The sequence below is a fragment of the Streptomyces sp. LX-29 genome (genome assembly GCF_029541745.1).
In the GTDB taxonomy this organism is placed as follows: Bacteria; Actinomycetota; Actinomycetes; order Streptomycetales; family Streptomycetaceae; genus Streptomyces.
This window is the reverse complement of record NZ_CP089746.1, coordinates 6,582,019-6,606,764: the sequence shown is the minus strand read 5'-3', so window position 1 is coordinate 6,606,764 and position 24,746 is coordinate 6,582,019. Positions and strand designations below refer to the sequence as shown.

Annotated in this window: 18 protein-coding genes and 1 pseudogene; 6 read left to right on the top strand and 13 right to left on the bottom strand. The window is 70.8% G+C overall.

The features are described 5' to 3' along the window. Positions 1 to 448 precede the first annotated feature (448 nt). Positions 449 to 1,426, top strand: coding sequence for a LacI family DNA-binding transcriptional regulator (locus LRS74_RS27850; protein ID WP_277743566.1), 978 nt, complete (start codon positions 449 to 451; stop codon positions 1,424 to 1,426). Between the two features lie 309 nt (positions 1,427 to 1,735). On the opposite strand, the gene prcA is transcribed toward LRS74_RS27850, so the two are convergent. The 6 genes and pseudogenes from prcA to arc all read right to left on the bottom strand — a co-directional run bounded on the left by prcA (position 1,736) and on the right by arc (position 7,431). Continuing rightward, complete coding sequence (gene prcA / locus LRS74_RS27845; RefSeq protein ID WP_277743565.1) at positions 1,736 to 2,500, bottom strand: proteasome subunit alpha; 765 nt, start codon at positions 2,498 to 2,500, stop codon at positions 1,736 to 1,738. A 68-nt stretch (positions 2,501 to 2,568) separates the two neighbouring features. Next, positions 2,569 to 3,384 carry a proteasome subunit beta gene (gene prcB / locus LRS74_RS27840; RefSeq protein WP_277744975.1) on the bottom strand — a complete coding sequence of 272 codons (816 nt, stop codon included), beginning with the start codon at positions 3,382 to 3,384 and terminating at the stop codon, positions 2,569 to 2,571. Beyond that, positions 3,366 to 3,464, bottom strand: a pseudogene (locus tag LRS74_RS27835) (recombination endonuclease VII); the annotation flags it as partial. The gene prcB and the pseudogene LRS74_RS27835, both read right to left, overlap by 19 nt. 96 nt (positions 3,465 to 3,560) lie before the next feature. After that, entirely contained in the window at positions 3,561 to 3,779 is a 219-nt protein-coding gene (locus LRS74_RS27830; protein ID WP_144384900.1) for a ubiquitin-like protein Pup, read from the bottom strand. Between the two features lie 130 nt (positions 3,780 to 3,909). Beyond that, positions 3,910 to 5,421: a depupylase/deamidase Dop gene (gene dop / locus LRS74_RS27825; protein ID WP_347178165.1), complete on the bottom strand. Its 1,512-nt coding sequence runs from the start codon at positions 5,419 to 5,421 to the stop codon at positions 3,910 to 3,912. A gap of 243 nt (positions 5,422 to 5,664) precedes the next feature. Next, positions 5,665 to 7,431 (bottom strand): proteasome ATPase, encoded by a 1,767-nt coding sequence (gene arc / locus LRS74_RS27820; RefSeq protein ID WP_277743564.1) that lies wholly within the window; start codon positions 7,429 to 7,431, stop codon positions 5,665 to 5,667. Between the two features lie 263 nt (positions 7,432 to 7,694). On the opposite strand from arc, the gene LRS74_RS27815 reads away from it, so the two are divergent. After that, entirely contained in the window at positions 7,695 to 8,000 is a 306-nt protein-coding gene (locus LRS74_RS27815; protein ID WP_277743563.1) for a ferredoxin, read from the top strand. 46 nt (positions 8,001 to 8,046) lie between these two features. Here LRS74_RS27815 and LRS74_RS27810 read toward each other — a convergent pair whose 3' ends face one another. The 3 genes from LRS74_RS27810 to LRS74_RS27800 form a co-directional block, all read right to left on the bottom strand. Beyond that, complete coding sequence (locus LRS74_RS27810) at positions 8,047 to 8,646, bottom strand: hypothetical protein (RefSeq protein ID WP_277743562.1); 600 nt, start codon at positions 8,644 to 8,646, stop codon at positions 8,047 to 8,049. Between the two features lie 231 nt (positions 8,647 to 8,877). Then, positions 8,878 to 9,810 carry a tRNA (adenine-N1)-methyltransferase gene (locus LRS74_RS27805; RefSeq protein ID WP_277743561.1) on the bottom strand — a complete coding sequence of 311 codons (933 nt, stop codon included), beginning with the start codon at positions 9,808 to 9,810 and terminating at the stop codon, positions 8,878 to 8,880. 616 nt (positions 9,811 to 10,426) lie between these two features. Then, a complete protein-coding gene (locus tag LRS74_RS27800; RefSeq protein WP_277743560.1) occupies positions 10,427 to 11,692 on the bottom strand; it encodes a site-2 protease family protein in 1,266 nt (421 codons plus the stop codon). A gap of 107 nt (positions 11,693 to 11,799) precedes the next feature. On the opposite strand from LRS74_RS27800, the gene LRS74_RS27795 reads away from it, so the two are divergent. Both LRS74_RS27795 and LRS74_RS27790 read left to right on the top strand, forming a co-directional pair. Further along, a complete protein-coding gene (locus LRS74_RS27795; RefSeq protein WP_277743559.1) occupies positions 11,800 to 12,735 on the top strand; it encodes a PD-(D/E)XK nuclease family protein in 936 nt (311 codons plus the stop codon). Between the two features lie 124 nt (positions 12,736 to 12,859). Further along, positions 12,860 to 13,531 (top strand): response regulator transcription factor, encoded by a 672-nt coding sequence (locus LRS74_RS27790; RefSeq protein WP_144384907.1) that lies wholly within the window; start codon positions 12,860 to 12,862, stop codon positions 13,529 to 13,531. A gap of 100 nt (positions 13,532 to 13,631) precedes the next feature. On the opposite strand, the gene LRS74_RS27785 is transcribed toward LRS74_RS27790, so the two are convergent. From LRS74_RS27785 to metH, 4 genes are all read right to left on the bottom strand, one after another. After that, a complete protein-coding gene (locus LRS74_RS27785; protein ID WP_277743558.1) occupies positions 13,632 to 15,224 on the bottom strand; it encodes an ABC transporter substrate-binding protein in 1,593 nt (530 codons plus the stop codon). A gap of 73 nt (positions 15,225 to 15,297) precedes the next feature. Next, positions 15,298 to 16,902, bottom strand: a complete 1,605-nt coding sequence (locus LRS74_RS27780; protein ID WP_277743557.1) for an ABC transporter substrate-binding protein — start codon at positions 16,900 to 16,902, stop codon at positions 15,298 to 15,300. A 342-nt stretch (positions 16,903 to 17,244) separates the two neighbouring features. Further along, complete coding sequence (locus LRS74_RS27775) at positions 17,245 to 17,946, bottom strand: HAD family phosphatase (protein WP_277744973.1); 702 nt, start codon at positions 17,944 to 17,946, stop codon at positions 17,245 to 17,247. 287 nt (positions 17,947 to 18,233) lie between these two features. After that, positions 18,234 to 21,758 carry a methionine synthase gene (gene metH, locus LRS74_RS27770; protein WP_277743556.1) on the bottom strand — a complete coding sequence of 1,175 codons (3,525 nt, stop codon included), beginning with the start codon at positions 21,756 to 21,758 and terminating at the stop codon, positions 18,234 to 18,236. Positions 21,759 to 22,399: 641 nt separating this feature from the next. Here metH and LRS74_RS27765 point away from each other — a divergent pair. Together LRS74_RS27765 and LRS74_RS27760 are read left to right on the top strand one after the other, a co-directional pair. Next, on the top strand, positions 22,400 to 23,164 hold the full coding sequence (locus LRS74_RS27765) for an IclR family transcriptional regulator (RefSeq protein WP_277743555.1): 765 nt from the start codon (positions 22,400 to 22,402) through the stop codon (positions 23,162 to 23,164). Positions 23,165 to 23,953: 789 nt separating this feature from the next. After that, the gene (locus LRS74_RS27760) at positions 23,954 to 24,739 is read left to right on the top strand and encodes an MIP/aquaporin family protein (RefSeq protein ID WP_277743554.1); all 786 of its coding nucleotides are present in this window, start codon (positions 23,954 to 23,956) and stop codon (positions 24,737 to 24,739) included. The last annotated feature ends 7 nt before the right edge of the window (positions 24,740 to 24,746 follow it).

Below are 24,746 nucleotides of genomic sequence, written 5' to 3'. Positions count from 1 at the left end.
GACCGAAGCCGACGCAGCGGGCACCACCCCGGTGGGGGCCGACGCGGCCGGCGCCCACCCGCCGGGAGCCGATCCGGCGGAAAGCGACCCGGCGGACGCCCGCCCGACGCGAGCCGACGTAGCGGACGCACGCCCGACGGGGGCCGACACAGCCGGCGCCAGCCCGACGGGAGCTGATACGGCAGCGTCCCGCGGCCAGTCAGGGGGAACCGACCCGGCGGGTGCCAACCCGACGGCGGCCGACACAGCCGGCGCCAACCCGACGGGGGCCGACGTATCCGGCGCCGACTCCACGGGAGCCGATCCAGCGGGAGCCGGCGCCGGACCGGCAGGAACCGACCCGGCGGAAAACAGCCCAGCGGGCGCCCGCCCGACGGCGGCCGACGCAGCGGGCGGCAACCCTACGGGGGCTGGCGCCGGGGCGGGGTCGCGGGTCACGAGCCGCGACGTGGCGCGCGTCGCGGGTGTTTCGCAGGCGACGGTGTCCCTGGTCCTGGGCGACAAGTGGCGCGGCAGGGTCTCGGAGCGCAGGGCCGAGGCGGTGCGCGAGGCGGCGCGGCAGCTCGGCTACCGGCCGAACCTGGCCGCGCGCAGCCTGCGGCTGGGGCGCACCAGGACGGCGCTGCTGGTCGTCCCGGCGCTCACCACCGAGTTCTACGCCCGCGTCTACACGGGCGCCGCGCGGGTGGCGGCCGAGCACGGCTTCGGCGTGGTGCTCTATCCGTCCCCCGAGGGCATCGGCCCCGCCCGCGACCCGTTCGACTCCGCACGGGCCTCGCTCGACGGCGTGATCGCCTCCTCGATGGCGGCCGACGCACTGGCCGCCGTGCGCGGCGGCGGACTGCCGCTGGTGATGCTGGACAGCGACCCGGCCGACGCGGCGGCGGCCGCGACCGTCAACCCGGACATCGCGGGCGGCATGCGCCGGATGGCCCAGCACCTGCTCGCCCTCGGCCACCGTCGCGTCACGCACCTCGCGGCCGACGTGGACTCCTGGACGTTCCGGGTCCGCGCCCGGGCGCTGGCGGAGACCTTCGACGCCGCACCGGACACGGTCGTACGGACCGTTTCCGCCGCGCTGAGCGTGGACGAGGGGCGGCGGGCCGCCGAGCGCGCCCTGAGGGATCCGGAGCACCGCCCCACCGCGCTCGTCTGCGACGACGACATCCTCGCCGCGGGCGCCTGCAAGGCGGCGCACCGGCTGGGACTGCGGATCCCGGACGACATCTCGATCACCGGCTTCGACGACCTGGCCCTCGCCTCGGCCCTGGAGCCCGAGCTCACCACCGTCCGCCTCCCCGCCGTCGAGGTCGGCGCCCACGGCATGTCCGCCCTGCTGGCCCTCCTCGAAGGCCACCCCGCCGACGGCGCCGAACTGCCCGTGGAGCTGATCGTCCGCGGCTCCACCGGAGCGCCTCGCGGGTAGGCTCTGCCCGCTGCCGGCCCGGCCCTCCGGCCCTTCCACAACCGGAGGGTCGGTGCGCGCCTGTCCCGATGCGCGGCGTCCTCGATCACACAGCCGAGCCCGCGGCCGATGACGACGCCCGCCGCCGCCCACCGCCAGCACATGGGCACGCCCGACGCGGCCGGGGGCGCACGGGCTCAAGACCGCCGGCTCCCGGCCCGGCTCACGGCACCGTGCTCGGCAGACCGCCCCCGACACACCTCACCGCCCCGTGGGCCGGGGCCCGCCGGGGCGGTGAGGTGTGTGGGAGGGGTGGTGTGGTCGTGCGACCTACTCCTCGGCGTCCGCGGCGTCCTCAGCGGTGTCCGCCTGCTCCTCGGCGGCCTCGGAGGCGGTCTCCGGCTCGATGAGGCGGGAGAGCTGGCGGCCGAGGATGCGCTTGAACTTGCGCTGCTGGGGGCGGGTACGGTCCAGGACCGCCACCTCCAGCTGCTCGGCGGTGAGGCTGCGCTCGCTGCCGTTGGCGTCGCGGGTCAGGGACTCCACGGCCAGCTTGAGCGCCTCGGCGAGGGTCATGCCCTCCCGGTGGCGCTGGCCGAGGTAGTTGCTGATCTGGTCGGCGTTGCCACCGACCGCGACCGAACCGTGCTCGTCGACGATGGAGCCGTCGTGCGGCAGCCGGTAGATCTGGTCGTCCTCGGGGCCGTCCCCGACCTCGGCGACGATCAGCTCCACCTCGTACGGCTTCTCGGCGGCGCTGGAGAAGATGGTGCCCAGCGTCTGCGCGTAGACGTTGGCCAGGCCACGGGCCGTCACGTCATCGCGGTCGTAGGTGTATCCGCGCAGGTCGGCGTAGCGGACTCCGCCGATGCGCAGGTTCTCGAACTCGTTGTACTTGCCGACTGCGGCGAAGGCGATGCGGTCGTAGATCTCGCTGACCTTGTGCAGTGCGCGGGACGGGTTCTCCGCGACGAACACGATGCCGTCGGCGTACTGCAGCACGACCACGCTGCGGCCGCGCGCGATGCCCTTGCGGGCGTACTCGGCGCGGTCGGCCATGGCCTGCTGAGGTGATACATAGAACGGCGTCGTCACCGGCTATCCGTCCCTTTCTGTCACGGTCGAAGGTGTCGAAGGCGCGTACATTCCCGGGCCCCCGTCTCTCAGAGGAGCGCCGCGCGCGGGCCGTCCGGCTGTTCGAGCCGCTGCTCGTGGACGGCGCGGGCGATCTCGGACACCTCGGCCTCGGTGAGCCGCTTGAAGCCCTCTTCGCTGATCACCGTGACGATCGGGTAGATCCGTCGGGCCAGGTCCGGCCCGCCGGTCGCCGAGTCGTCGTCGGCGGCGTCGTAGAGCGCCTGCACGACGGCGGTGGCCGCCTGATTCTCCGTCAGGTCTTCGCGGTAGAGCTTCTTCAGGGCGCCGCGCGCGAAGATCGAGCCGGAGCCGGTGGCCGCGTAGCCGTGTTCCTCGGAGCGGCCGCCGGTGACGTCGTACGAGAAGATCCGCCCCTTCTCCCGGTCGACGTCCCAGCCCGCGAAGAGCGGCACCACGGCGAGCCCCTGCATGGCCATGCCGAGGTTGCCGCGGATCATCGTGGAGAGCCGGTTCGCCTTGCCCTCCAGGGAGAGCTGGACGCCCTCCACCTTCTCGAAGTGCTCCAGCTCCAACTGGAAGAGCTTGACCATCTCCACGGCGAGGCCCGCGGTGCCGGCGATGCCGACGGCCGAGTACTCGTCCGCGGGGAAGACCTTCTCGATGTCGCGCTGCGCGATGACGTTGCCCATCGTGGCGCGCCGGTCACCGGCGAGCACCACACCGCCGGGGAAGCTCGCGGCGACGATCGTGGTCCCGTGCGGGGCCTCGATGACGCCCTGCACCGGCGGCAGCGGCCGGTTGCCCGGCAGCAGCTCCGGCGCGTGCGAGCCGAGGAAGTCCATGAACGAGGACGAGCCGGGCGTCAGGAAGGCCGCTGGCAGACGCCCTGTGCTACGGGTGTTGGCTTCCACACCAATCCTTCCAGGTAGGTGGCCGCCCGCCGCGTGGCGTCGGGCTGATCTTGTAACACTGCACGGACCTTACCCGTGGGCGCCGGTGTCATCCGTCCCGCGCCGGACCCGAGGGGGCCGGGCGCGGGACGGATGCCCGGATCGTCCTACTCGCCGCCCTTTTGCACGAAGGAGCGCACGAAGTCCTCGGCGTTCTCCTCCAGGACGTCGTCGATCTCGTCCAGCACGGAGTCCACGTCGTCCGACAGCTTCTCCTGCCGCTCCTTGAGATCAGCCGCCGCCTGTGCGTCCTGCGACTGCTCCTCCACCTCCTCGGTGGAGCGCGTCGCCTTCTGCTGTCCGCCGCCGGTGTCCTTGGTCGCCATCTACCTCACCCCGCTCGGTTCGACGTACAAGATCAGACCCTACAAGCCGGGCCCGACATCGGCCCCGCACTTGTCTCAACGTCCGAGAACCACCTCCATGATTCCCGGATCGGAACCTTCTCAGACCCGCTCAGCCGCCCGAGAGGACCCGCACCAGGTCCTCCGCGGTGCGGCAGCGGTCCAGGAGCTCCTTGACGTGGTTGCGCGTCCCGCGCAGTGGCTCCAGGGTGGGGACTCGTTGCAGAGAGTCACGGCCGGGCAGATCGAAGATCACCGAGTCCCAGGAGGCCGCCGCCACGTCGTCGGCGTACTGCTCCAGGCAGCGGCCCCGGAAGTACGCCCGGGTGTCCTCCGGCGGCTTACTCCGGGCCCGCTCCACGTCCCCCTCGTCCAGCAGCCGCTTCATCCTGCCGCGCGCAACCAGACGGTTGTACAGGCCCTTCTCGGAGCGCACATCGGCGTACTGGAGGTCCACCAGGTGGAGCCGCGCGGCGTCCCAGTCCAGCCCGTCGCGGCGCCGGTAGCCCTCGAGCACCTCGCGCTTGGCGATCCAGTCCAGCTCGCCGGCCAGGCTCATCGGATCGTTCTCCAGCCGGTTCAGCACGTCCTCCCAGCGGGCCAGCACATCGCGGGTCTGCTCGTCGGCGTCCGCGCCGAAGCGGTCCTCGACGTACTTGCGGGCCAGCTCGAAGTACTCCATCTGCAGTTGGACCGCGGTGAGCGTGCGACCGCTGCGCAGCGAGACCAGATGCCGCAGCGACGGGTCGTGGGAGATCTGGTGCAGGGTGCGCACGGGCTGGTCCACGGCCAGGTCGGCGGCGATGAAGCCGTCCTCGATCATCGACAGCACCAGCGCGGTGGTGCCCAGCTTGAGGTAGGTCGAGATCTCGGAGAGGTTGGCGTCACCGATGATGACGTGAAGTCTGCGGTACTTCTCGGCGTCCGCGTGCGGCTCGTCGCGGGTGTTGATGATCGGGCGCTTGAGGGTGGTCTCCAGACCCACCTCGACCTCGAAGTAGTCCGCGCGCTGACTGATCTGGAAGCCGTGCTCGTGGCCGTCCTGGCCGATTCCGACGCGTCCCGCCCCGGTCACCACCTGTCGCGAGACGAAGAAGGGCGTCAGATGGCGCACGATGTCGGAGAACGGCGTCTCCCGCTTCATCAGGTAGTTCTCGTGCGTGCCGTAGGAGGCGCCCTTGTTGTCGGTGTTGTTCTTGTACAGGTGGATGGGCTGGGCGCCCGGGAGCTGGGAGGCGCGCTGGGCCGCCTCGGCCATGATGCGCTCGCCGGCCTTGTCCCACAGCACGGCGTCTCGCGGATTGGTCACCTCGGGGGCGCTGTACTCGGGGTGCGCGTGGTCCACGTAGAGCCGCGCGCCATTGGTGAGGATGACGTTGGCCAGGCCGATGTCCTCGTCGGTGAGCTGGCTGGCGTCCGCGGACTCGCGCGCGAGGTCGAAGCCGCGGGCGTCCCGCAGGGGGTTCTCCTCCTCGAAGTCCCAGCGGGCGCGGCGCGCCCGGTGCATCGCCGCCGCGTACGCGTTGACGACCTGGGATGAGGTGAGCATGGCATTGGCATTCGGGTGGCCGGGGACGGAGATCCCGTACTCCGTCTCGATGCCCATTACGCGCCGTACGGTCATGCGGCCCTCCTTGCCCGGCGGCGACCCCGGCTGGGGCCAGCGCTCAAGTCCCGCTGCGCATCCGGTCCGAGTGCGGTCCGTGATCCCCCGCAGCGCGTCGCGGCGGTACCGAAGAGCCTAGAACGGCGTCGCGACCCTGGGGAGATCATTTCAGTCATTTGCTCCGGTCGGCTGGTTTGTGCTGACAAAAGCGCATCCGGCTGCGGATGCCCCGTCCAGGACATCCGCAGCCGGACCACGGTGTTACAGGTACTGACCGGTGTTGGCCACCGTGTCGATGGAGCGCCCGGTGTCCGCGCCCTGCTTTCCGGTGACCAGGGTGCGGATGAAGACGATCCGCTCGCCCTTCTTTCCGGAGATGCGCGCCCAGTCGTCCGGGTTGGTGGTGTTGGGCAGGTCCTCGTTCTCCTTGAACTCGTCCACACAGGCGGCGAGCAGGTGGGAGACGCGCAGACCCTTCTGGTTGTGGTCGAGGAACGCCTTGATCGCCATCTTCTTGGCCCGGTCGACGATGTTCTGGATCATCGCTCCGGAGTTGAAGTCCTTGAAGTAGAGGACTTCCTTGTCGCCGTTGGCGTACGTCACCTCGAGGAAGCGGTTCTCCTCCGACTCCGCGTACATCTGCTCCACGACCGACTGGATCATGCCCGCGACCGCCGCCCTGGACGAGCCGCCGTGCTCGGCGAGGTCGTCGGAGTGGATCGGGAGGGTCTCGGTCAGGTACTTGGAGAAGATGTCCTTGGCGGCCTCGGCGTCCGGGCGCTCGATCTTGATCTTCACGTCGAGGCGGCCGGGGCGCAGGATCGCCGGGTCGATCATGTCCTCGCGGTTGGAGGCGCCGATCACGATGACGTTCTCCAGGCCCTCCACGCCGTCGATCTCGGAGAGCAGCTGCGGGACGATGGTGTTCTCCACGTCCGAGCTGACGCCGGAGCCACGGGTGCGGAAGAGGGAGTCCATCTCGTCGAAGAAGACGATGACCGGGGTGCCCTCGCTGGCCTTCTCCCGGGCCCGCTGGAAGACCAGTCGGATGTGCCGCTCGGTCTCGCCGACGTACTTGTTGAGCAGCTCGGGGCCCTTGATGTTGAGGAAGAAGCTCTTCCCCGCGGGCTTCCCGGTCACCTCGGCGACCTTCTTGGCAAGGGAGTTGGCGACGGCCTTGGCGATGAGCGTCTTGCCGCAGCCGGGCGGACCGTACAGCAGCACGCCCTTGGGCGGCCGCAGTTCGTGCTCCTTGAAGAGGTCGGGGTAGAGGTACGGAAGCTCGACCGCGTCCCGGATCAGCTCGATCTGGTTCCCCAGGCCGCCGATCTTCGTGTAGTCGATGTCCGGGACCTCTTCGAGGACGAGCTCCTCGACCTCGCTCTTCGGCACGACCTCGTAGACGTAACCGGAGCGGGGTTCCAGCAGCAGGGCGTCACCAGGGCGGACGGTGATGTCCAGCAGCGGCTCGGCGAGCCGCACCACGCGCTCCTCGTCGGTGTGCCCGATCACCAGGGCCCGCTCGCCGTCCTCCAGGATCTCCTTGAGGGTGACGATGTCCCCGGCGCGCTCGAAGGCCATGGCCTGGACCACGTTGAGCGCCTCGTTGAGCATGACCTCCTGGCCACGCCGGAGCTCGTCGAGCTCGACGCTGGGACTGACGTTGACCCGGAGCTTCCGGCCTCCGGTGAAGATGTCCGCCGTGCCGTCCTCGTTGGCCTGCAGAAACACCCCGAAGCCGGCCGGCGGCTGCGCGAGCCGGTCGACCTCCTCCTTGAGGGCCACGATCTGGTCCCGGGCCTCACGGAGGGTGTTGGCGAGCCGCTCGTTCTGTGCGGACACGCCCGCCAGGTTGGTCTGCAGCTCGACGATCCGCTCTTCGAGAATCCTCGTGTGACGCGGAGAGTCGGCGAGCTTGCGTCGCAGGACGGCGATTTCCTGCTCTAGGTAGGCAACCTGGCCGGCTGGGTCGTCAGACCCCCGCCCCGGCCGGATGCCGCGGTTGATGTCGTCGTCGTGGGCTGCCACGGTCCTCACCTCCTCCATTGGGAGCTGGACGCTTCCAGACCCTACCTGGGCCGGTGCGGGTTGAAACCCCTAGATCACAAACCCGGTCGCAGTGTGTCCGATCTTCACCCTTGCGCACGTCCTCCCGCCAGGTGGATACCCACCCAACAACATCGGAAAGCGACCGGTTGTATCGTCGGGACGGTCAACACCCGTCAGGGCTGGCTCCATTTAGTCAATGTTGAAACACGTCCACATCACGTCCGCAGGGAACGGCAGGCGACATGACCGCGCAAGGGGAAGATCTCGGGGACGGCGCTGCCCTGGAGGTCTGGATCGACCAGGACCTGTGCACCGGCGACGGGATCTGCGCGCAGTACGCACCCGAGGTCTTTGAGCTGGACATCGACGGACTCGCCTATGTCAAGAGCGCCGAAGACGAGCTCCTTCAAGAGAAGGGTGCCACGACGCCGGTGCCGCTGCCGCTGCTGACCGAGGTGGTCGACTCCGCCAAGGAGTGCCCGGGCGACTGCATCCACGTGCGTCGGGTTTCGGACAAGGTCGAGGTCTACGGGCCCGACGTGGACTAGCGAACGCGTTACGAAGGGTTGCCGAGCGGGTACGGGGGGTGACCGATCAGGCGCTCCCCGCGACCCGCAGCGGCTTGAGGACGAACTGCCCGTCCTGCCAGCGCCAGTTGACCCCACGCTCCAGATCCGGACAGCACCGCGGCACCTGGTCCGAGGAGTAGCCGCGCAGCGTCGCGGAGACCGTGGCGCCCCGGAGCGCGAAGTCGTCGGCGCTCATCCGCTCCTTGGGATCGAGGAAGGTGGCCACGACCCGCGGCTTGGCGGCCTTGCCGCCGCCCGCGGCGGGCGCCAGCACATAGATGCCGCTCGGCGGGGTGCCCATCTCGGAGTGGCAGCGCACCAGCGCCACCGTCTCCGGCCGCCCGTCGCCGTCCAGATCGGCCGAGGCGTGGTCGACGACGTCCAGCCGCGCGGGGCCGCAGTCCACCGGATAGGCGGCCGCGCGGGCGTCGGGAGCCGGGACCGGCCGAGAGGCCGTACGGACCACACCGGGGGACGCGGTGGCGTCGGAGGGCTGGAGGGCCGCGACACCGGCGATCACGGCGCCCAGGGCGGCCGCGGTCGCGAGCCAGTGCACCGGCCGGGAGTGGCGGTGCGCGAGGTCCGGACGGTCCGGGAGCGAATCAGCGCCTGCCAGAGGCTGCACGCGAGGTGACTCCTGTGAGAGCTGTGGCGTCGGGGGGCGCCCAGCATCGTGCCACATGTCACATCGGGCGGGAACCACCGGGTACGGGTTTTCGGCCGCCCTACGCGGAGACGCCGGCCGCCCCGCGCGGACACCTCGGCTACCCCGCGCGGACACGCCAAAGGACGCGGCCACCGCCTCCCCCGGGGGAAGTCGGTGGCCGCGTCGTCGTGTTGGAAGCGGGTGCGTCGGTCAGCCGCGCTCGGCGGACCCGGCACGCCCCTCGGACGCGCCGTCCTTGCCCGCGCCCCATCCGGCGTAGTCCTCGCCGTAGGCGCCCTTGGCCGGGCGACGGCGGCGCAGCGGCGGCTCCACGCCGTCCGCGAGCCGGCGGGCGGTGAGCAGGAAGCCCGTGTGGCCGATCATGCGGTGGTCGGGGCGGACCGCCAGGCCCTCCACGTGCCAGGTGCGCACCATGGTCTCCCAGGCGCTCGGCTCGTTGAAGGTGCCGTGCTCCCGGATCGCCTCGACGGTGCGGGCCATCTGGGTCGTGGTGGCCACATAGGCGCACAGGATGCCGCCGGGCACCAGCGCCTTGGAGACGACCTCCAGGCACTCCCAGGGCGCCAGCATGTCCAGGATCACCCGGTCGACCTCGGTGTCCGACAGGTTGTCCTGAAGGTCACCCACGGTGAGCTGCCAGGCCGGGTGCGGAGAGCCGAAGTAACGCTCCACATTGGCCTTGGCGATCTCGGCGAAGTCGGCGCGGCGCTCATAGGAGTGCAGCATGCCCTGGTCGCCGATGGCGCGCAGCAGGAAGGTGCTGAGCGAGCCGGAGCCGACGCCCGCCTCGACGACACGCGCGCCGGGGAAGATGTCGGCCATCGCCAGGATCTGCCCCGCGTCCTTGGGGTAGACCACGGCTGCGCCGCGCGGCATGGACAGGACGTAGTCGGGGAGCAGGGGGCGCAGCGCGAGGTACGCGACGTTTCCCGTGGTACGCACGACGGTGCCCTCGGGAGCACCGATCAGCTCGTCATGGGGGAAGGAACCCTTGTGGGTGTGGAAATTCTTCCCGGCCTCGAGCGTGAAGGTGTAGTGGCGTCCCTTGGGGTCGGTGAGCTGGACCTGGTCCCCGACCTGAAAGGGCCCGCGACGGCGGGCGGCACCGGTCGGTTCGGACATGTGAACAGCCTAGCTGCTTTTTGCGGGGGCTCGGTTCACGCTCTTTTTTGAGGCTCGGTTCGCCTCCGGGCGCTGTAAGCGACTGCCGACAGTCGACCGTGCTCGACCGCTCGTTCCTCGCGGCCTCCGCGCGCTCTCCCTTTCGGCAGCCGCGCGCCCTTCGGCTCACTCGCCGGTGCGTACGGGGCCGAAGTACGTCCGCAGCCGTGAGGCAGGGGGCCGCCGTACTCGACCCCTCGTTCCGGCGCCCTTCGGCTCACTCGCCAGCCCGTACAGGGCCGGAGGACGCGCGGGGCCGTGAGGCGGGCCCCACGGGGCCGGACCAGGAGGTTCGCGGCGGGGGCGGGGACGCTGACGGCGGAAGGGGGCGGGGAGGGGTTCTTCGGGGCGCTTACGCGTGATTTGCGGGCGAAGAGGGAGCTCTACGGCGATACGGGTAAGGCCCGTAAATCATGCTGCCCCGAAGGCACCCCGGACCGACCCCGACCCACCCACGCAGCCACCCACCCACCCGGCCAGCCACCCACCCAGCCACCCACCCACGCAGCCCCCCGCCCACGCAGCCACCCACGCAGCTACCCAGCCATCCACCGACGCGGCCGGCCGCGCCCGCGGCTCACGTGCCGGGCTGGGGCCTTGCCATCGCCGCGACGAAGGCCCGCTCCACGTCCGCCGTGGAGAGCACACCGAAGATCTCGCCGGTCTCCTCCACGACCAGGTACTCGGTGGCGGGGGTCGCGCGCAGGGTGTCCAGGAGCTCCTCGCCGGTCAGCTCCGCGGAGACCTTCATGCCCTCCTTGAGGTCCTGGGCGAGGCCGCTGACCGCGACCCAGGGGCGGCGGTGCTCCGGGATGCCGACGATGGCGGCCTCGCGCACCACGGCGGTGGGCACGCCGTGTCCGTCCACCACCACCAGGGCGCGCGCCCCGGCCTCGTTGGCCCGGCGCAGCGCCTCGGAGAGCGGGGTGTCGGCGGCGACGGGGACCGCGCGGCGGGTCAGGGTGCGGGCCCTCAGGTCCGGGAGGCGCTCCCGGAGGCGGGCCATCCGGAGGCTGTTGCCGGCGCCGGTCCAGATGATCGCGGCGAGGATGGCGGCCAGCAGCGCGTCGGTGAGCGAGTCGAAGCTGCCGAAGCCGGAGGACTCCTCGTCGAGACCGCCCGCCTGGCTGAGCAGCGGCAGGCCCACCAGGACCGCCACCGCCAGCGCGCGGCCCGTCCACGCGGCGGCGACGGTGCCGGTCATCGGCCGGCCGCTGATCTTCCAGACGACGGCGCGCAGCATGCGGCCGCCGTCCAGCGGCAGCCCGGGCAGCAGGTTGAAGGCGGCCACGATCAGGTTGGAGATCATGAGCCCGGCGAGCAGCACCCCGGGGACCGTGTCGGGCTCGACCAGCTGCATGCCGGCGTAGAAGACCCCGGCGAGGACCAGGGAGAGCAGCGGGCCGACGAAGGCGAGCACGAACTCCCGGCCGGGCGTCTCGGACTCCTTCTCGATCTCCGAGACACCGCCGAAGAACTGGAGCTGGATGCGGCGCACCGGCAGCTTGAAGCGCAGCGCGGCGACGGTGTGGGCCAGCTCGTGGACCAGCACGGAGGCGTAGAAGGCGACCGCGAAGAACAGCGAGACGAGGTAGCGGGCGCCGCCGAGCTCGGGCAGCACCCGGTCCAGCTGGGCGCCGAAGACCCAGGTGATCAGGGCGGCGACGAGGAACCAGCTGGGCGCGACGTAGACCGGGACGCCGAACGGGCGACCCATCAGGAAGCCGCCGCCCGCCTCGCGGGGGCGCTGTGGCCGCTCGCCATCGGGCCCGGTCGTGCGGTCGGCGCCCCCGCTGCCGGACTGCCCCTGCCCGCTGTTGTCCACGGTGTCCCCTCGTCCCATACGTCCCTCGCACCCTTTTGGTACGGTCCCACGATCATGCAGTGCGAGCGCCTCTGCCGTCGATGGTATGCGCCTGACTGTCGGTGGGGCGCCGTAGGGTCTTGTGCATGGGAACCGTCACCGGGAGCGCGGAAGAGCCCTCCGCGTCGCCGTCCGTGCCCGCCGCCGGGCAGGAATCAGCAGCCAGCGCCGCCGCCGAGCGGCCCGAGGCGCCCTCGTCGCTCTCGCCCTCGCGGGCCGCGGACTTCATGCGGTGCCCGCTGCTGTACCGCTTCCGTGTGATCGACCGGCTTCCGGAGCAGCCGAGCGCGGCCGCCACCCGGGGGACGGTGGTCCATGCGGTGCTGGAGCGGCTGTTCGACGCGCCGGCGGCGGAGCGCACCGCCCCGCGCGCCCGCGCGCTGGTCCCCGGCGAGTGGGAGCGGCTGCTGGCGGCCAAGCCGGAGCTCGCCGAGCTGTTCGCGGACGAGACCGGCGGCCAGGACGCGGAGCGGCTGGCCGGCTGGCTGGCCGACGCGGAGCGGCTGGTCGAGCGGTGGTTCACGCTGGAGGACCCGACGCGGCTGGAGCCGGCCGAGCGCGAGCTCTTCGTCGAGACCGAGCTGGAGTCCGGTCTGAGGCTGCGCGGCATCATCGACCGGGTCGACGTCGCCCCGACGGGCGAGGTCCGGATCGTCGACTACAAGACGGGCAAGGCTCCCGCGCCGCAGTACGCCTCGGACGCGCTGTTCCAGATGAAGTTCTACGCGCTGGTGCTGTGGCGGCTGCGCGGCACGGTCCCGCGCCGGCTCCAGCTGGTCTACCTGGGCAGCGGTGACGTGCTCACGTACGACCCGCGGGAGGCGGATCTGCGTGGCGTGGAGCGCAAGCTGCTGGCCCTGTGGGAGGCGATCCGGCTGGCGACGACGACCGGTGACTGGCGTCCGCGGCCGACCCGGCTCTGCGGCTGGTGCGACCACCAGGCGCACTGTCCGGAATTCGGCGGCACTCCCCCGCCGTATCCGCTCCCGATCATCCCGGCCCCGGCTCGCGCCCGGGACTGAGCGCCGCCCCAGCCGCCGTGGTCCGGGCCTCGGCTCGGGACGGGAGGCCGACGGACGTCGGCCGCAGGCGGTGCCGGAAGGCGGGTCGGGCAGAATGAGGCAGGTCTAGCGAAGGAGAGATCCCGTGGCGATCCGTGTCCTGCTTGTCGACGACCAGCCGTTGCTGCGCACCGGCTTCCGGATGATCCTGGAGGCCGAGCACGACCTCGCGGTGGTCGGCGAGGCCGGGGACGGGCTGCAGGCCCTGGACCAGGTGCGGGCGCTGCAGCCGGACGTGGTGCTGATGGACATCCGGATGCCGCGGATGGACGGCGTGGAGGCCACCCGGCAGATCACCGGCCCGGGGCGCGACGGCCCGGCCAAGGTGCTGGTGCTGACCACCTTCGACCTGGACGAGTACGTGGTGGAGGCGCTGCGCGCGGGGGCCAGCGGCTTCCTGCTGAAGGACGCGCCGGCCCATGAGCTGGTGCAGGCCATCCGGGTGGTGGCGGGCGGCGAGGCGATGCTGGCGCCCAGCATCACCCGGCGGCTGCTGGACAAGTACGCCGGCCATCTGCCGTCCGGCGAGGAGCCGGTGCCGGACACCCTGCACACCCTCACCGACCGCGAGGTCGAGGTGCTCAAGCTGGTGGCCCGGGGGCTGTCGAACGCGGAGATCGCCGCGGATCTCTTCGTCAGCGAGACCACGGTGAAGACGCACGTCGGGCATGTGCTGACCAAGCTGGGGCTGCGCGACCGGGTGCAGGCCGCCGTCTACGCCTACGAGAGCGGACTGGTGCGCCCCGGCGCGCAGTAGCCCACCGAGGCGGTCGAGCCGGAAGGGCCGGCGGGACATGGTCCCCGCCGGCCCTTCCGGTCTGTCGGTCGTCGCCGGACCGGCCGTCCTCGCCGGTCCGTCAGCTGCCCTTCTTGACCTCCCAGAAACGGAAGACCGTGGAGGCGTCGAGGGTCCACTGGAGGCCGTTGACCTCGGAGCTGGCGACGGCGTACTGCTTGCCCTGCCACAGCGGCAGCATCGGCACCTGCTCGGCGACCACGTTCTGGATCTTCTCGAAGTCGGTGATCGTGGCGGTGCGGCTGGGCTGCGCCGCCGTGGCCGGGATGAGCCGGTCGATCGCCGCCGACGAGAAGTGGTTCTTCAGCACGTTCTCCTTGCCGAAGAAGGGCAGCACGAAGTTGTCCGGGTCCGGGTAGTCGGGAACCCAGCCGACGAGGTAGACGCCGTAGGTGCCCTTCTCCATGCCCTTGGCGTAGGCCTCCAGGTCGGCGCTGCGCACGTCGACCTCGAAGAGCCCGCTGGAGTTGAGCTGCTTGGCTATCAGCTTCAGGCCGGTCAGGGCGCCGGGGCCGTAACGGGTGGGGGTGCCCCACAGGGTCAGCTTGACCTTGCCGTTGATGCCCGCGGAGTCCAGCGCCGCCTTCGCCTTCTCACGGTTCGGCTGGTCGCCGTACTTGTCGTAGAAGGCGGTGTTGTGGCCGGTGATGCCGGCCGGGACGATCGAGTACAGCGGCTCGACGGTCCGGTTGTAGGCGTCGCGGACCAGGGAGCCGCGGTCGACGAGGTGGGCGATGGCCTGGCGCACGCCGAGCTTGCCGGCCACCGGGTGCTTCAGGTTGAAGACCAGGTGCTGGACCTCGGCGCCGTTGCCCTCGACGACCTTGACCTCGGAGCTGCTGCTGCCGGCGCTGGCGTTCTGGATCTCGGCGAGGTCCTTCATCGCCAGACCACGGTAGGCCACGTCCACGTCGCCGTCGGTCACCGCGGACTTGAGCTCGGCCTGCTTGCCGTGGAAGAACTTCAGCGTGACGCCGGAGTTCTGCGCCTCCCCGGCCGGGCCCTGGTAGTCGCCGTTGACGGAGAACGTCGCCTCGTCCTCGTCGAACGAGTCCAGCTTGTAGGGGCCGGAGCCGACGGCCTTGTTGTCGGTGCGCAGCTTGTCGGCCGCGTACTCGGTGTGGTCGACGATGGAGCCGGCACCGGAGGCGATCTTCTGCGGGAAGGTGGCGTCCGGGGTGCGGAGCTTGAAGGTGACGGTCTTCTCGTCCGGGGTCTCGATGGACTTGATGCCCGCGAGCATCACCGCCGGGCCGTTCTCGTCGTTGATGCGCAGCGTCCGCTCGAAGGAGAACTTGACGTCCTTCGAGGTCAGCGGGTTGCCGTTGGAGAACTTCAGGCCGTCTCTGAGCGTGCACGTGTAAACGGTGCTGTCGTTGCTGCCGAAGCCGCACTTCTCGGCGGCCTCCGGCTGCGGCGAGGAGCCACCCTTGGGGAAGCTCATCAGCGACTGGAAGACGTTGTTGAACAGCAACCAGGAGCCCGGGTCGTAACCGGACGCCGGGTCGGTCGCCTGAACGTCATCCGACATTCCCATGACGACGCGGTCGCCGCCCCCGGCGGAGTCCGATCCCTCGGCTCCGCAACCGGTGAGCAGGGCCGCGGCCAGACCCGCACCAAGCGGGGCAGCCAGCCATGGATCACGCTTTCTCACGCGTACGTTCCTCACAGTTCGATGTCAGTCATGTCGGTTCATTGGGGCCCCCGTCGGATGTGTGGTCCTCGGGTCAGTCCTTGGTGCCCCGGCCGAGCTCCCAGAGCTGGAGCATGGCCGAGGAGTCGACCGCGTATTCGGTCCCGGTGATGTCCTCGCGGGCGGCCACGTACTGCTTGGCCTGCCACAGCGGCAGCACCGGCACATCGTCGGCGATGATGTCCTGGATGCGCTGGAAGTCGCGGGTGGCCATGGCGCGCTGGCCGACCTGACGGGTGCTGGGGATCAGCCGGTCCTCGATCGTCGCGTTGCGGTACGGCGACTTGAGGAAGTTGTTGTCGCCGATGAACGGCGCGATGTAGTTGTCCGGGTCCGGGAAGTCGGGGAACCAGCCCATCCCGTAGACCACGAACTCACCCCGGGCGGCGGCCGGGCGGAAGTCGGACCACTTGACGTCCTTGAGAGTGGTCGTGAAGAGCCCGCTGGCGTTGAGCTGCTTGCTGAGCGCCGTGAACTCCTTGGCGGTCTCCGGACCGTACTTCTCGGTGCTGTAGGTGAGCGGGAGCTTCACCTTGCCCTGGATGCCCGCCGCGCGCAGGATCTGGGCGGCCTTCTCCACGTCCGGGTCGCCGTAGGCGTTGTGGAAGGAGTTGATGTGGGCGGTCGTGCCGGTCGGGATGAGGGAGTAGAGCGGCTCGCCGGTGCGCTTGTAGACGTCGCGCATCAGCGCCTGACGGTTCACGACGTGCGCGATGGCCTGACGGACCGCCTTCTCCTTGACGGCCGGGGCCTCGGTGTTGAAGACGAGGTAGCGGATGGCCTGGCCGGACGATTCGAAGACCCTGACGCCGTCGACCTCGCCCGCCTCCAGCTTCTCGATCTGCTCCGGCGCGAACTCGCGGTTGACGACATCGATGTCGCCGTCCGCCAGCGCCTTCTCCATCTCGGCCGCGTCGTCGAAGTACCGCATCTCGATCTTGTCGGTCTGCGGGTTCAGCTTGCCCTGGTAGTTCGGGTTCTTCTCGAACACCAGCTTGGTGACCCGGTCGCCGCTGTCCTCGGCCTCCATGGTGTAGGGACCGGAGCCGGCGCTGGCGAAGCCCTTGTAGAGGGACTTCTTCCCGTAGGTCTCGCTGTCGACGATGGCGGCGGCCGGGGTGGTGAGCTTCGAGGGGAAGGTGGCGTCCGGGGTGGACAGGTGGATGACCACCTCACGCGGACTGGGCGCCTCCACCTTGTCGATGGAGGAGAGCAGCTCCACCGGGCCGTTCTCGTGGTGGATGGCCCGCACCCGGTCCAGGGAGAACTTGACGTCGGCGGAGGTCAGCTCGTGGCCGTTGGCGAACTTCAGCCCGGCGCGCAGCGTGCAGCGGTACTGCTCGCTGCGGCGGTCGACGAAGCCGCAGCGCTCGGCGGCGTCCGGGACCGGGTCGGTGCCGGAGCGGGGCAGCCGCATCAGCGTCTGGAAGGCGTTGTGCATGACGGCCCAGGAGCCGACGTCGTACGCCTGTGCCGGGTCCAGCGGAGCCGGGCCGTCCGCGGTCGCCTCGATGCGGTCGGTGGTCCCCACCACGATGGTCCCACCGCCCGAGCCACCGTCGTCGGAACCGGCGCAAGCGGTCAGCACGGAGGCCAGCAGGCCCGCAACGGCAGGCAGCACCATCGTCTTGCGCTTCATTGTCGGGGGTCTCCCTGCGGGGTCGTTCAACGTGCTCGCGACGACATTAGTCGGCGGTGCCAGCCATGCTGGAACACAACGAAGTTGGCGCGATATCACGCCCCGATAACGACTGCCTGGTGACCGATATCCGGACACCGGAGCGTTTCGTACGAGGGATTACCAACCCGGACACATGGGTTTTCCCAAACCCCCACAGAACGGGCGCGCAGCATAATCATGCAGGGGTGTCGATAGGTGACACCGTGATAAAGATCACTCACCTTGCGCGGTTAGGCGGAACCGGGGAATTACGGGGCCTATTCGACTCCGCGAATTCCCGATGGCACGCTCAGTACACGATCAGTGCATTGCCGTGACCAAGCCACTCAGAAAAGCAAGGTCGACTTCTTCGAGCGAGCTGACCACGGTGCGCCCGACGGTCGGCTCGATGGCCACCACCGACGGCACCGCGACCACCGGGCAGCCGGCCGCCTCCGCGGCCGCCACTCCGGTCACGGTGTCCTCGATGACCACGCACCGCGCGGGGTCCGCGCCCAACCGGGCGGCGGCCAGCAGATAGGGGTCCGGGTGCGGCTTGGTCCGCGGGATCTCGTCCCCCGCCACCGTCAGGGTGAAGTGCTCAGGACCGAGGGAGGCCAGGATGCGGTCGATGACGCGGCGGTGCGAGGCCGAGACCAGCGCGGTCGGCACGCCGTGCCGGACCAGCTCGCCGAGCAGCCGACGGGCCCCGGGCAACAGCGGCACGGTGCCGCCGATCAGCTCGGTGAAGCGGGTGTTCAGCAGGTGGGTCAGCTCGGCGAGGGTGACGTCGGCGCCGGTGGCCTCGATCAGATACGCGGCGCTGCGCGTCATCGGTCCACCGACGACGACCTCGCGGTGCTCGTCGGCCAGGTCATGCCCGAGCTCGGCGAAGATCGCGACCTCCGCGTCCCACCAGATCCCCTCGGTGTCGACCAGGGTGCCGTCCATGTCCAACAGCACGGCCTGGAGCGCGGAGCTCTCTGCCGTGTACCGATCGACTGCCGGGATGCTGCTGGTCACCATGCACCTCCGTAGGGGGACGCGCCCGAGGGGCGGGTCCCGAAGGGACGCGAAGGCCGGCCGCCCTCCCAGGTACGGAGGGCGACCGGCCTCTACCGGATCGTCCAGTCTACGACGGTCCCGCCCGACATGCCTGTGCATTTCCAGGGGGCCGGGGAGGGGCCACGCCGGCGCCGCCTCAGGCCGCCAAGGCGGCTCGTGCGGCCGGTGTCCGGGGCGCCGTCCGGAGCGGCGCCCGGCCTGCCGTGGGAACGCGCCGGCCCGCCTTCCCACGGCCCCGGCGGCGCCTACCGCGCGTTGAAGTACTTCGCCTCCGGGTGGTGGATGACGATCGCGTCGGTGGACTGCTCCGGGTGCAGCTGGAACTCCTCCGAGAGCTTCACGCCGATCCGCTCGGGCTGCAGCAGGTCGGCGATCTTCGCCCGGTCCTCCAGGTCGGGGCAGGCCCCGTAACCCAGGGAGAAGCGGGCGCCGCGGTACTTCAGGTCGAACATGTCCGTCACGTCGGCGGGGTCCTCGCCACCGAATCCGAGCTCCGCGCGGACCCGCGCGTGCCAGTACTCGGCGAGCGCCTCCGCCAGCTGCACCGAGAGACCGTGCAGCTCCAGGTAGTCGCGGTAGGCGTTGGCGCCGAACAGCTCGGCGGTCGCCTCGCCGATCCGGGAGCCCACGGTGACCACCTGGAGCCCCACCACGTCGGTCTCGCCGGACTCCTCGGGCCGGAAGAAGTCGGCCAGGCAGAGCCGGCGACCGCGGCGCTGCCGCGGGAAGGTGAACCGGGTCCGCTCGCTGCCGTCCTCGTGCAGCAGCACGAGGTCGTCGCCCTTGGACACGCAGGGGAAGTAGCCGTAGACGACGGCCGCCTCCAGCAGGTTCTCGGTGTGCAGCTTGTCCAGCCAGCCGCGGAGCCGCGGCCGGCCCTCGGTCTCCACCAGCTCCGCGTACGTCGGGCCGTCGCCGGCGCGGGCCTCCTTCAGGCCCCACTGGCCCTTGAACAGGGCGCCCTCGTCGAGCCACGAGGCGTAGGCGGCCTGCTGGATGCCCTTGACGACGCGGGTGCCCCAGAACGGCGGGGTGGGCACCGGGTTGTCGACGGCGACGTCGGAACGCACCTGCCCCTGCTCCGGCTGCGGCTCGCTCACCTGGACCGCCGCCCGCGTGGGGACGCGGCGCTGCTTGAGCTCGGGGAGCGTGGCGCCGGGGACCCCGCGTTTCACCGCGATCAGGGCGTCCATCAACCGCAGCCCCTCGAAGGCGTCCCGCGCGTACCGCACCTCGCCCTCGTAGATCTCGTGGAGGTCCTGCTCGACGTAGGCGCGGGTGAGCGCCGCGCCGCCGAGGATGACCGGGTAGTCGGCGGCCATCTTGCGCTGGTTCAGCTCCTCCAGGTTCTCCTTCATGATCACCGTGGACTTCACCAGCAGCCCGGACATGCCGATCACATCGGCCCGGTGCTCCTGCGCCGCCTCCAGAATGGCCGAAACCGGCTGCTTGATGCCCAGGTTGACCACGTTGTAGCCGTTGTTGGACAGGATGATGTCGACGAGGTTCTTACCGATGTCGTGGACGTCGCCGCGGACGGTGGCCAGCACGATGGTGCCCTTGCCCGCCCCTCCTTCGCCGTCGGCGCTCTTCTCCATGTGCGGCTCCAGATGGGCCACCGCGGCCTTCATCACCTCGGCGGACTGGAGCACGAAGGGCAGCTGCATCTGGCCGGATCCGAAGAGGTCGCCGACCACCTTCATGCCGTCCAGCAGGGTCTCGTTGACGATGTCCAGCGCCGGGCGGGAGGCCAGGGCCTCGTCGAGGTCGGCCTCCAGGCCGTTGCGCTCGCCGTCGATGATGCGCCGCTTGAGCCGCTCCTCCAGCGGCAGGGCGAGCAGCTCCTCCGCCTTGGACGCCTTGAGTGACTTGGTGTTGACGCCCTCGAACAGCGCCATCAGCTTCTGCAGCGGGTCGTAGCCCTCGGAGCGCCGGTCGTAGATCAGGTCGAGGGCGGTGGTGACCTGCTCCTCGTCGAAGCGGGCGATCGGCAGGATCTTGGAGGCGTGCACGATCGCCGAGTCGAGCCCGGCCTTGACGCACTCGTCGAGGAAGACGGAGTTGAGCAGGATGCGGGCGGCCGGGTTGAGGCCGAAGGAGATGTTGGACAGGCCCAGGGTGGTCTGCACGTCCGGGTGGCGGCGCTTGAGCTCGCGGATGGCCTCGATGGTGGCGACGCCGTCCTTGCGGGACTCCTCCTGGCCGGTGCAGATGGTGAAGGTCAGGGTGTCGATGAGGATGTCGGACTCGTGGATGCCCCAGTTGGTGGTGAGGTCCGTGATGAGCCGCTCGGCGATGGCGACCTTGTGCTCGACGGTGCGGGCCTGGCCGTCCTCGTCGATGGTGAGCGCGATCAGGGCCGCGCCGTGCTCGACGGCCAGCCGGGTGACCTTGGCGAAGCGGGAGTCGGGGCCGTCGCCGTCCTCGTAGTTGACGGAGTTGATGACGGCCCGGCCGCCGAGCTTCTCCAGGCCGGCCTGGATGACGTCCACCTCGGTGGAGTCCAGCACGATGGGCAGGGTGGAGGCGGTGGCGAAGCGCCCGGCGAGCTCCTCCATGTCCGCCACGCCGTCCCGGCCGACGTAGTCGACGCAGAGGTCGAGCATGTGGGCGCCCTCGCGGATCTGGTCCCGGGCCATCTCCACACAGTCGTCCCAGCGACCTTCCAGCATGGCCTCGCGGAACTTCTTCGAGCCGTTGGCGTTGGTCCGCTCACCGATCGCCATGTAGGCGGTGTCCTGACGGAACGGCATCGTCTGGTACAGCGAGGCGGCACCCGGCTCGGGGCGCGGCTCCCGCTTCGTCGGGGTCAGGTCGCGGACCCGCTCCACCACCTGGCGCAGGTGCTCCGGCGTCGTACCGCAGCAGCCGCCGACCAGCGACAGGCCGTACTCCCGGACGAAGGTCTCCTGGGCGTCGGCGAGCTCGCCGGCGCTGAGCGGGTAGTGCGCGCCGTCCTTGCCGAGGACCGGCAGACCGGCGTTGGGCATGCAGGACAGCGGGATGCGCGAGTGGCGGGCCAGATAGCGCAGGTGCTCGCTCATCTCCGCGGGGCCGGTGGCGCAGTTCAGCCCGATCATGTCGATGCCGAGCGGCTCCAGGGCGGTCAGCGCCGCGCCGATCTCGGAGCCGAGCAGCATGGTGCCGGTGGTCTCGACGGTCACCGAGCAGATCAGCGGCAGGTCGGCGCCGAGGGCGTCCAGGGCGCGGCGGGCGCCGAGGATGGCGGCCTTGGTCTGGAGCAGGTCCTGGGTGGTCTCCACCAGCAGGGCGTCGGCGCCGCCGGCGATCATGCCCTCGGCGTTCTGCTGGTACGCGTCGCGCAGCGCGACGTAGGGCGCGTGGCCGAGGGTGGGCAGCTTGGTGCCGGGGCCGATGGAGCCCAGCACCCAGCGCTGCTGTCCGTCGACGGAGTACTCGTCCGCGACCTCGCGGGCGATGCGCGCGCCGGCCTCGGAGAGCTCGTAGACGCGCTCGGGGATGTCGTACTCCCCCAGCGCCGCGAGGTTGGCGCCGAAGGTGTTGGTCTCCACGCAGTCGACACCGACGGCGAAGTACGCCTCGTGGACGGAGCGGACGATGTCGGGTCGGGTGACGTTGAGGATCTCGTTGCAGCCTTCGAGCTGCTGGAAGTCGTCGAGGCTCGGATCCTGGGCCTGGAGCATCGTGCCCATCGCTCCGTCTGCCACCACCACTCGGGTGGCGAGCGCCTCGCGGAGTGCGGCGGCGCGGCTGGTGCGGGCGGGGGACGGTGGCGTATGCGAGGCCATGGGCATGCTCCCTGGAGTGCGACGGCTGTCGGCTTTGCGGCTTCCCGCGGGAAGGCGCACCTGGCCAGAGTAGCCGCCAAGGGGGCGTCAGTCCCGAGCGTTCCAGCACGCGGGATGGCTGATGCGCGCCCATGGGGCGGACGGGGCGCCCGCCGCGGACGCCCGGTGGGTCCGTCGGGGTGCGCGAGCGGAGGCCCGGCGTGCCCCGTCGCGGAGCTCGATGAGGGGGCTTCGGGGCACGTCGCGGAGCTCAACAAGGGGGCTTCAGAGCACGTCGCGGAGCTCGCGCGGACCTGAGGGGCTCCGGCGCCGCGTCCGGACGGGCGTTCGAGCAGCCCCCCGGTCAGGGGCGTTTACCGGACATCCGGAAGAATCGGCCGGAGGCCCCTGACGGAGGCCCGAGGGGGCGCCCCGAGGGTGGCCGTCGACCGCCCCGGAGGCGCGGAAAGACCGGTTCCGGGCGCGTCGGGGACGGACCGGGACCCGTCGCGGACAGGGTCGCGGAGGGACGACCGGACACGGCTCGCAGTGGCCGGATCATGATCCTTTACTGCTGTCCGTTGATCGCCACCAAGTATCCCTAGGTCGGCATCGACCGATAGTGTTCAGCATTGTCGAACCGCACTTGGGGAGGTTTCGCGATGGCACGGACCATCCAGTCGCTGGAGCGAGCGGCCGCCATGCTGCGCCTGCTGGCCGGCGGCGAGCGGCGCCTCGGCCTGTCCGATATCGCCTCCGCCCTCGGGCTCGCCAAGGGCACCGCGCACGGCATCCTGCGCACCCTGCAGCAGGAGGGTTTCGTCGAGCAGGACGCCGTCTCGGGCCGCTACCAGCTCGGCGCCGAGCTGCTGCGACTGGGCAACAGCTACCTCGACGTGCACGAGCTGCGGGCCCGCGCCCTGGTGTGGGCGGACGACCTCGCCCGCTCCAGCGGGGAGAGCGTCTACCTGGGTGTCCTGCACCAGCAGGGCGTCCTCATCGTGCACCACGTCTTCCGCCCCGACGACAGCCGCCAGGTGCTGGAGGTCGGCGCGATGCAGCCGCTGCACAGCACCGCGCTGGGCAAGGTGCTCTCCGCGTACGACCCGGTGGCGCACAGCGAGGCGGCCGAGGTCGAGCGCAAGGCGTTCACCCCGCGCACCGTCACCGCGCTTCGCGAGTTCGAGCAGCTGCTGGACCTCACCCGTGCCCGCGGCTGGGCCGCGGACGTGGAGGAGACCTGGGAGGGCGTGGCCTCCGTCGCCGCCCCCATCCACGACCGGCGCCGCATGCCGGTCGGCGCGGTCGGCATCACCGGCGCGGTGGAGCGGGTCTGCGACGGCGGCGAGCTCCGCTCCGACCTCGTGGCGGCGGTGCGCGACTGCGCCCGCGCGGTCTCCCGCGACCTGGGCGCCAGCCGCTTCTGAGACGCGCCGAAGGCGCCGACCGCGTCTCAGACTGGCCGAAGGCGCCGGCCGCTCCTCAGGCTGGCCGAAGGCGCCGGCCGCTTGTCAGGCTGGCCGAAGGCGCCGGCCACCGCTGAGGCCGCCGGGCGGCGGGGGCCGACCCGCCGGCGCTCCCCGGGCCCGCGCCACCAGCCATCCCGGCTCCGCCCCCGACTCGCCGCCCCCAGCGGCCCCCCTCTCGACAAGCCGCCCCGCCGCCGTTTCCCGGCGCGCCACGCCATCGCTCCACCGAGCGGGCTCCGCCGAACGAGTCGCCCCGGCGAACGGGCCGTCCCGCCGAACGAGTCGCTCCGCCGAACGAGCCGTCTGGGCGAACGGCCGCCCCGCCGAACGAACCACCCCAGGGCACGGGCCGCCCGGCCGGACGGGCCGTCCCGGCGAACGGGTCTCGCAGGGCTCCGGGCCACCCACCGGACCTCTCCCCCGCACCGTCCTCGACCGGGTCCGCGACCGGGTCCGCGACCCGCTTTCGGGACCCTTCCGAAGCCCTTTCGTTATCGCTTCCAGACCCCTTGGTTACTCACGGGTTAGACCCCCGGATTCCTCGGAAGTTTTGGGCCCCAGAACCCTTGACGCGTCCTTCACGGTGAAGAAAACTGCCGTTCATCGGTCGGCATTGTCGAACACCTGACGACAATATTCGCTATGGTGGACTCGCCGCGGGCCGACCAACGCCCTCACCGAGAGGGCGCGGACCTCCGGACGAGCCGGGGTTCGCCTTCCCCTGGACGAAGGACAAAGGAGTCGCGGGTGTCCAGCTCCGACATCTTCATCGGCGAGACCATCGGTACCGCCGTTCTCATCCTGCTCGGCGCAGGCGTCGTCGCCGCCGTCGTGCTCAAGCGATCCAAGGCGTTCGAGGCCGGCTGGCTCGCCATCACCTTCGGGTGGGGCTTCGCCGTACTCATCGGTGCGTACATCTCCGCGCCTCTCTCCGGCGCGCACCTCAACCCCGCCGTCACGGTCGGCGTCGCCATCAAGTCGGGCGAGTGGGGCGATGTCCCCGTCTACTTCGCCGGCCAGATGCTCGGCGCGATGATCGGTGCCGCCCTGGCCTGGCTCGCCTACTACGGCCACTTCCAGGCCCACCTCACCGACCCGGAGCTGGTCAAGGAGCAGGCCGACCACGCCGGTCTGGTCGACCGGAAGACCGAGCCCGCCGCCGGCCCCGTGCTCGGCGTGTTCTCCACCGGCCCCGAGATCCGCAACGTGGTGCAGAACCTCGCCACCGAGATCATCGGCACCGCCGTGCTGGTCCTGCTGATCCTCACCAGCGGTCTGACCGAGGGCCTCGCCCTCTCCGGCACCGGCATCCTGATCGTCGCCTTCACCGTGGTCGGCATCGGCCTGTCCCTGGGCGGCCCCACCGGGTACGCCATCAACCCCGCCCGTGACCTGGGCCCGCGCATCGTCCACGCCCTCCTGCCGCTGCCCAACAAGGGCGGCTCGGACTGGGGCTACGCCTGGATCCCCGTCGTCGGCCCGCTGATCGGCGGCGCCATCGCCGGCGGTCTGTACAAGCTGGCGTTCGCGTAACCCCCCG